General features: G+C 56.4%; 8 protein-coding genes. All 8 read right to left on the bottom strand.

Annotated elements, in window-relative coordinates; genetic code table 11:
* Positions 1–266: 266 nt before the first annotated feature.
* The 8 genes from ACG00X_RS20745 to ACG00X_RS20710 all read right to left on the bottom strand — a co-directional run bounded on the left by ACG00X_RS20745 (position 267) and on the right by ACG00X_RS20710 (position 6,045).
* Positions 267–1,079, bottom strand: a complete 813-nt coding sequence (locus ACG00X_RS20745) for a TIGR00266 family protein (protein WP_394491080.1) — start codon at positions 1,077–1,079, stop codon at positions 267–269.
* Between the two features lie 331 nt (positions 1,080–1,410).
* Positions 1,411–1,800 carry a hypothetical protein gene (locus ACG00X_RS20740; protein ID WP_394491078.1) on the bottom strand — a complete coding sequence of 130 codons (390 nt, stop codon included), beginning with the start codon at positions 1,798–1,800 and terminating at the stop codon, positions 1,411–1,413.
* A gap of 103 nt (positions 1,801–1,903) precedes the next feature.
* Complete coding sequence (locus tag ACG00X_RS20735; protein WP_394491076.1) at positions 1,904–2,290, bottom strand: hypothetical protein; 387 nt, start codon at positions 2,288–2,290, stop codon at positions 1,904–1,906.
* Positions 2,262–2,699 (bottom strand): SUKH-3 domain-containing protein, encoded by a 438-nt coding sequence (locus tag ACG00X_RS20730; protein WP_394491074.1) that lies wholly within the window; start codon positions 2,697–2,699, stop codon positions 2,262–2,264. The genes ACG00X_RS20735 and ACG00X_RS20730 overlap by 29 nt, the downstream gene beginning before the upstream one ends.
* A gap of 305 nt (positions 2,700–3,004) precedes the next feature.
* On the bottom strand, positions 3,005–3,361 hold the full coding sequence (locus ACG00X_RS20725) for a hypothetical protein (protein WP_394491072.1): 357 nt from the start codon (positions 3,359–3,361) through the stop codon (positions 3,005–3,007).
* A 283-nt stretch (positions 3,362–3,644) separates the two neighbouring features.
* Complete coding sequence (locus tag ACG00X_RS20720; RefSeq protein ID WP_394491070.1) at positions 3,645–4,196, bottom strand: hypothetical protein; 552 nt, start codon at positions 4,194–4,196, stop codon at positions 3,645–3,647.
* 265 nt (positions 4,197–4,461) lie between these two features.
* Entirely contained in the window at positions 4,462–4,944 is a 483-nt protein-coding gene (locus tag ACG00X_RS20715) for a hypothetical protein (protein WP_394491068.1), read from the bottom strand.
* Positions 4,945–5,406: 462 nt separating this feature from the next.
* Complete coding sequence (locus ACG00X_RS20710; RefSeq protein ID WP_394491066.1) at positions 5,407–6,045, bottom strand: SMI1/KNR4 family protein; 639 nt, start codon at positions 6,043–6,045, stop codon at positions 5,407–5,409.
* Between the last annotated feature and the right edge of the window lie 489 nt (positions 6,046–6,534).

Below are 6,534 nucleotides of genomic sequence, written 5' to 3'. Positions count from 1 at the left end.
CAAGCCCTGGCCGCACTTCGCATCAAGAAACCGACCATCGACACCCAACTGACCCTGCTGTAGTGGCAATTCCGAAGGGCCAGCCTATACGGATCAGGCACTTACGGCGGTTGGTGTCGAACTCGGGCTCACTCGTCTTGCGGACCGCGCCGTCGCCGAGCCCGCAGGGGCTCGCCTCGGTGCTCACTCCCCTTGCAGGGCGCGCCGTCGCAGAGCTCCGGCCACTCGTGAGCCGTCGTCGAGCCCGCAGGGGCTCGCCTCGGTGCTCACTCGTCATCGCCGCCCAGGAGGCCGCCGAGCAGGCCGCCGGCCGCAAAGCCGCCCAGCACCGAGCCCTCTTCCTTGTGGCCGCCCGTCTGCGGCGCCGCCGCGAAGATGCGCGAGGCCAGGCGCGAGAACGGCAGGCTCTGCAGCCACACCTCGCCGGGGCCTGTCAGCTTGGCCAGGAACAGGCCCTCGCCGCCGAACAGCGCCGTCTTGATCTTGCCGACGTACTGGATCTCGAAGTTCACGTTGGGCGTGTAGGCCACCACGCAGCCGGTGTCCACCATCAGCGTCTGGCCGGGCTGCAGCGAGCGGCGCACGATGGTGCCGCCGGCATGCACGAAGGCCATGCCGTCGCCGTCCAGCTTCTCCATGATGAAGCCCTCACCACCGAAGAAGCCGACACCCAGCTTCTGCTGGAAGGCGATGCCCAGCGACACGCCACGCGCCGCGCACAGGAAGGCGTCCTTCTGGCAGATCAACGTGCCGCCGAGCTGGCGCAGGTCCATCGGGATGATCTTGCCCGGGTAAGGCGCGGCGAACGCGACGCGCTGCTTGCCCGTGCCGTGGTTGGTGTAGACGGTGGTGAACAGCGACTCGCCGGTCAGCAGCCGCTTGCCCGCGCCCAGCAGCTTGCCGAAGAAGCCGCCCTGGTTCTGCGAGCCGTCGCCGAACACGGCATCCATCCCGATGGCCGAGTCCATGAAGAACATCGACCCCGCCTCGCCGATGGCCGCCTCGCCGGGATCGAGCTCGATCTCGACAAACTGCATCTCGGCACCCTTGATCTCGAAGTCAACAACATCCATGGCCATGTGGCGCTCCCAGGCTGAAAAAACGGGTCGCATGATAGGCAAAGAAGATAGCGGGCCGGGCAGTCGGCGGCGGCACGGGCGAGGATTGGGGGCGGCCGGGGCTCGTGACCGTCGAAGACCCGGCGGCCAGCCCCGAGGACATTCAGCTCAAGCCGATGACCGTTGGCCTGACCGTTGCGACGCGTGGCGGGCAGTGACTTGATTCGACCCTTGGCAGTCTTCGCCTGTGGCGACCTCGCCCCCCTCCCCCCCGAAGCGGCCGTTCAACGTTGGAATTCAGCCGACCGTCCAGCGCAGCTGGACAGGGGCGGCTGCAATGACGGGTTATGGATCAACCGCACGGTCCACGCTCCAGTGAAATACGGAACAGCCCGAAGTATTCAGTGGCCGAACCAGGCAGGCTTAGATAAAACGGAGCTGCCGCCGCCTCGACGACGTAGTACCCGCAGACTAAAGCGCAAAAGAAAACAGCCTTGCGGCGGAGTGAATTTAGCGAATTGCTTGGCAGCAAGAGCGCAGCCCCGACTACGGCAAAAGCGACACCATAAAACATTGTTTTGTGCCAGGCATAGCCACCGCAAGACATCAAGCCAAACCATATGGCGCCGAACAAGACCACGGCGACGGCCGACCAAGGCAGCACGTTGCTTGCGACGGGCTTGACGCCAGTCCGCATATCGGCGGCCTCAGTAGTCCTCATGTCGTTGCGAGCTTGATCCATAACGTGAACGCTCAGCGGACGACGAAAGCCGTCCGCAGCAGAGAAAGGCTGGGCGTCAAGTGCCTGACTGCCCGCTTGGAGAGCGCGATTGAGCTGTGCATTGCTATGGAGAAGCGAACTGTCCGCTAAGAACAATGACCCATTGGACGCCAACGAAGAAACAAAACAGACCAAGCGCACGAAGAAGTTTGGCCCGATATACGTTGCCTTCACTGGTGAAGAATGACGGCATGAAGAGGGAAAAAGGAAGGTACTGCCCCCACCGGCGCTCGGGATGAAGGCGGCGAATGGTCTTGATCATGTAGTAGGCGGCGAAGCACCAACTGAGGAATGTCCCGACCCAAAACAGCGCGAGCAGAGAGATAGCGACGTAGCCTAAGAGCACATGCGGTTCCATGACGCTCAACGTTTGACGTTTGACGTAAGGGGCTGGCCACAGGCCGGCCCCCTTGACGAAGCGGTTAGGCGACTCGTGAAAGAGGAACTCCATAGCTATAGCCCCAGAGCAGCGTTTGCATGGCTTCGCCGAACGACCCATGCAACTGGTACAGGCGTTCGTCGGGATCGGTGAAGACAAAGTATGTGCCCGTGTCATTGACAAACAGAATCATGTGATCGTTGTGTGCTGTGCCAAAGGCTGCGCATTCACCGACTTGCGGCTTCCAGGGCAAAACAAGCGCGCTGACCTCCGGTCGATGCGACGAATAGAAGCTGACATCGCTTGCCACCTGCTCCGTGCCCGCGCCACTTTGCCCGACCCGCAGCCCACCGAAGTGCTTGAGGATCTCCGTCACTATGCGTTGAGCCGACATCAAATTCGATTCGTCGACTTCCTCGGACCCTGGCTTCCAGCCGGCATTCACGAAAAGCGGTTCAATCAGTTGCGGTAATGGAAACATGGCTCTCAAGCCGCCTAACAGTCAGCGTTTATCTGCCGCAGCTCGGTAGGTTGGGCCAAACGAAGTGAAGCCCAACAAATTTCGTCAGCCCAGCTGCTGGCATTCCCCTAGCCTGCCGAGCTAATGCTGCGATTCAGGCCATGCAATCGTTGGCGGCAGATTTAATCCCACCCCACAAATCTTGAGCCCTCACAAAGAACCGCCCCACCAAAATCAACAAATAACAACAAGGCCGCCAAGACCCACTGGTTCAATCGAGCAACACACAAAGACGAGCCTCGAAAAACAAGAAGCCCTCAGGTCATTCAATTTTTAACCAATTCCACATCATTTAATTTCATTCTCCACTCAGCCCCCACCTTGTGCGGCGACTCAACCACTTCAATGCGAACATCGTTCACACGCCCCTGAATCTCATGATCGTTGATTCGCAAAATAGGCACATTGACAAACCATTCAGCCAGACGCTGGGGCGTCGCCTCTCGAGAAAAAGACATCACCCCATGGGGATTGACCTTCAACTCAACCCCCTTTGCCACCCACCTACCTATATAAGCTTCATGCCCCTGCAGAACAGGAGCCACTCGATTCATTAATCGATCGCCAACAAACCACACACTCCCAACAATCAACAGCGCGAAAAATATTTTATTCAGCCCCATTAAATACCCTCCCGATGCATTGATTATTTATCCAGCCTGAAAAGCAGCCATCCCGCTGGGATGGGCGAAGTATCACACCGCATGCGGAAGGAAATATTCACCTGACGGAGCACAGACACTGTGCGCCACACCTGGTCCACCGCCACAGCAACGACCACGTGCCGCGAGCACGTTTTCAGAGCATTTCTGCTGTTTTGATGTCGCAACCTCGAAAGAGCCGAGGCTCGATTTGCGCAGCCTGAAGTTGCAAACATTCGCCACCATGCGGTGCCATCCGTTCCACTTAACGATACAACTCGTAGGTCATGCTACCCAGCAACGAATATTTCTGCCTAGCCATCAATTTATCGCCACGAGCGATGTGCTCCCAAACTTCTTTTTCCACGCAAATTCTTCGCGGCGAGGGAATGGCGCGCCCCTCGACTTCCACCGAATAGCTGCAGCGGCGCGCACTCCAACCACCATCACTCTTCCGGACGACAGTCAATTCCTCAACTCGTTCTTGGCCAAACAGTTGAGTAAAAGCGGCTGGCCCGCCGAGGGTCAAACCAACCCACACAAACCCGCACATCATCCCAAACATCAAGATATACATGAGCGCGCGACGAATGATGCCAAGGGACGGGATCTTATTTGCCGGATGCCGATCCCTGAAAAATGGAATAAACAACGCGATGGCGACAGGGATGGCCAAATATCCAGCCACAGACTCCACCGCCGGCTCTGCAACAAAGTGGTTTGAGGTGCCAAAAACAACCAAGCCACACAACCCAACAAGTGTCGACGTGTATATTTTTTCGTATCGAGACGCATTGGAACGGAAAAGCAATGGCATGGGGAGACGGTGAATTTTAGAAAGGCTCAACCCGAGACAAGCCGTTTGAGATCAACAAGCACATCACCAGTGCCCAGTGGTTCGCTTCAAAAAACGGCCAAACTCGGTAGGTTGGGCTGCACGAAGTGAAGCCCAACAAATTTCGTCAGCCCAGCTGCTGGTATTCGCGCACTCATCCCAATGGTTTTTTTGCAAAAACGCTAGCGGCCGCATAACTCATCCCAGCCTGCCGAGCTCAACCCGCATGCTAATCACACAAGCGACCTCAGCGGAGATCATCCCCACGGCAGCCAGCTCGGACAGCTTGATCGATGCCGGACCAAGTGAATTTTACCTCTGGAACTTCATCCGGAATGATCGACGCAGTGCGCCACCAAACACCATCTCTTTTTAGCAAGAGAACTTCACCGCCCTCCCAGCATCTTGCCCTGACTGCAAATGGACCTTCCCCCCGAATTTCGAAATCCCCCTTTCTCTGGGCAAGGTCTTGCTTAATCGTGGTCACAAATATGGTAGGCGCACATTGCGTCTTGTCATTCACAAAACCATCAAGATCAACAGTATTGAAACAGTAGTATGCGCCACCATTCGATGTTTCTTTCTTCACAAGCGATACGATCTTTGTCATTGGCATTGATGCGCCCGTACATGCGCCGACCAAGATTTTCCTTAGTAGCAGAGGCTGAAGTTCCTCATCACCCCTGGCTGAAGCGATGTTTACAACATCCATTTCGTCGGGACATGACATGTGCCCCTGCTTGAGAATGTACGAATCCAGATCAGCACAATGAGCCGAAAAGCAGCATCCAAGAAACAATATACAGGTGACTCCACGAAGTATGGCACACACGTAAGACATAACACAACGCGTCGACAAAATTAAATGTTAAGCGGCGGTGATGAAATCAATCTGGCGCAGTCAAAGCGTGCCATAGATCAATATCCTTTCCAAACTCGATGCAGCTCGGTAGGTTGGGCTGAATGAAGTGAAGCCCAACAAATTTCGTCAGCCCAGCCGCTGGTATTCGCGCACTCATCCCAATGGATTGTTTGCGAAAAAGCTGGCGTTCGTATAACTCACCCCATACATGGACGCCCCGTTTGCCAAGCGATCTTTCGGTGGCGGCGGAGAGGAAAAGATTGCCATACATTCGGGCTTCGAGTGAGCACAGGCGTCCAGCGACCAAAGGGAGCGAGGTTGAGCGCCATGTTAGTAATCACGAAACATGACCGCGAGCGAATCCAAGAAATGATATTTCTCTGGCCGCAGCGTATTGAAACTGCGACCACCATCACTTTCGGTCTTGATATTGAAGTTGCCGGCTCTCAATTCCTCAACCATCCAATCAACAAATGCGCCAACGCTTGGTGCGATCGCAATCTTTCTTTCTTCGTCGCGCCCGAAATTGATGACTTGACCGAAAGTACCTTTTTCATCTGGATCAAGATCCAGGCCTATGTGATTGCCCGCCCCATCATGTGCGAAAGGAATCCATCGATTGTTAGCATATAAACAGCGGACAAAACCCAGTGGAACGGACGTAGAACTATTGTTTAGGGAGGCGAGTGACTCTGGGCTTGACTGGCGAATAACATCCTCCCAAGACAGCCACTCCGATAGGACCCGACTTAACGGCATGAATATCAGCCCATACCACGGACCAGTATGAATTTTCATTTTCTGACCGTTGTGCCATCGATATAGCTCAAGGAACCCAGCCGGCAACGTCACATTTAACGCAGCTGCGAAAGTGCGTAATTCATCCTCAGTAGCGCCCGGATTCAGATCCGAGAGTACCTCGGGAAGGTTAATTGCAAGCCATTCTTCGAGGGCATTGAAAGACGACATTAGATTCCTAACGTGTTGTAGACCGCAGGACGGCACGGTTTATCACGCCAACCCGCGCCGCAACGGGTCGCCCGGCGGCCGGGCCAAGTGCTTGTTGCATATGAATTTCCTCCGCTCCGCCGCGCTGCTAATCGGGTGCTATTTTTCAGACCAAATGCCGCGCTGGGTACAAAGCTGTCGAGGGATGACGCCGGCCTGCGGGCGCAAAGATGTTGCCATTGCCAGTAGCCCGTCGCTCACGCGGAGAACCCTGGTGCCAGGTCGTCGCATCAGGTCGGCTTCGGCGGTGGCGACGCCAACTCGATAGCTGGTGCGCGAGCCGCAAGCCGCGGGGCCGCCATGGAGCAGTCCGTCGTCACCGGCCGCTCCTGGCCGACTGCCGCCCTTCCATCCAGGCACCCTCAACACCACCGCGCCGCGCCGGCTGCCCCGACCTGCACGCTCAGCAAGTCAGAGCAGTCGCCAAAATTTCTCTGTTGACAGAAATTT

The sequence above is a fragment of the Pelomonas nitida genome (assembly GCF_043555975.1).
In the GTDB taxonomy this organism is placed as follows: domain Bacteria; phylum Pseudomonadota; class Gammaproteobacteria; order Burkholderiales; family Burkholderiaceae_C; genus Pelomonas; species Pelomonas nitida.
This window is presented reverse-complemented; position numbering and strand designations above follow the sequence as displayed.

What these genes read in the sequence shown, in the direction of transcription:
- ACG00X_RS20745 (WP_394491080.1), bottom strand. Translation starts at nt 1,079, where the DNA reads ATGGCCATGGATGTTGTTGACTTCGAGATCAAGGGTGCCGAGATGCAG.
- ACG00X_RS20740 (WP_394491078.1), bottom strand. Translation starts at nt 1,800, where the DNA reads ATGGATCAAGCTCGCAACGACATGAGGACTACTGAGGCCGCCGATATG.
- ACG00X_RS20735 (WP_394491076.1), bottom strand. Translation starts at nt 2,290, where the DNA reads ATGGAGTTCCTCTTTCACGAGTCGCCTAACCGCTTCGTCAAGGGGGCC.
- ACG00X_RS20730 (WP_394491074.1), bottom strand. Translation starts at nt 2,699, where the DNA reads ATGTTTCCATTACCGCAACTGATTGAACCGCTTTTCGTGAATGCCGGC.
- ACG00X_RS20725 (WP_394491072.1), bottom strand. Translation starts at nt 3,361, where the DNA reads ATGGGGCTGAATAAAATATTTTTCGCGCTGTTGATTGTTGGGAGTGTG.
- ACG00X_RS20720 (WP_394491070.1), bottom strand. Translation starts at nt 4,196, where the DNA reads ATGCCATTGCTTTTCCGTTCCAATGCGTCTCGATACGAAAAAATATAC.
- ACG00X_RS20715 (WP_394491068.1), bottom strand. Translation starts at nt 4,944, where the DNA reads ATGTCATGTCCCGACGAAATGGATGTTGTAAACATCGCTTCAGCCAGG.
- ACG00X_RS20710 (WP_394491066.1), bottom strand. Translation starts at nt 6,045, where the DNA reads ATGTCGTCTTTCAATGCCCTCGAAGAATGGCTTGCAATTAACCTTCCC.